The 594-nt window shown below is 39.7% G+C and carries 1 protein-coding gene; it reads left to right on the top strand.

What is annotated here, in order from left to right; genetic code table 11:
* The coding region (locus DA085_RS20750; protein WP_154402283.1) for a S1 RNA-binding domain-containing protein at window positions 1-594 on the top strand (594 nt) is incomplete at both ends.

The raw sequence follows: 594 nt of genomic DNA, 5'->3' as shown, positions 1-594 counted from the left end.
CTAACTTAACCGACTACGGTTGCTTCGTTGAAATTTTAGACGGTGTTGAAGGTTTAGTTCACGTTTCAGAAATGGACTGGACAAACAAAAACATTCACCCGTCTAAAGTGGTTAGCGTAGGCGATGTAGTTGAAGTAATGGTTCTTGAAGTTGATGAAGAACGTCGTCGTATCTCATTAGGTTTAAAACAATGTAAAGCAAACCCTTGGGAACACTTCGCAGCAACTCACAACAAAAACGATAAAGTGACAGGTAAAATCAAATCTATCACTGATTTCGGTATCTTCATCGGTCTTGAAGGCGGTATCGACGGTTTAGTTCACTTATCTGACATTTCTTGGAATGCGACAGGTGAAGAAGCTGTTCGTAACTACAAAAAAGGTGACGAAGTAGAAGCTGTTGTATTACAAGTTGATGCGGTTAAAGAACGTATTTCTTTAGGTATCAAACAATTAGAATCGGATCCGTTCACTAACTTCGTAGAAAGCACTAAAAAAGGTGCAATCTTGACTGGTAAAGTTGTAGAAGTTGATGCGAAAGGCGTTAAAGTTGAATTAGAAGGCGGCGTGGAAGCATTTATCCGTGCTAACGAAG

It is taken from the genome of Ornithinimicrobium cavernae (assembly GCF_003121625.1).
Lineage (GTDB): Bacteria > Actinomycetota > Actinomycetes > Actinomycetales > Dermatophilaceae > Ornithinicoccus > Ornithinicoccus cavernae.
Note: the sequence above shows the minus strand (reverse complement) of the source record. Positions and strands in the feature narration are given on the sequence as shown.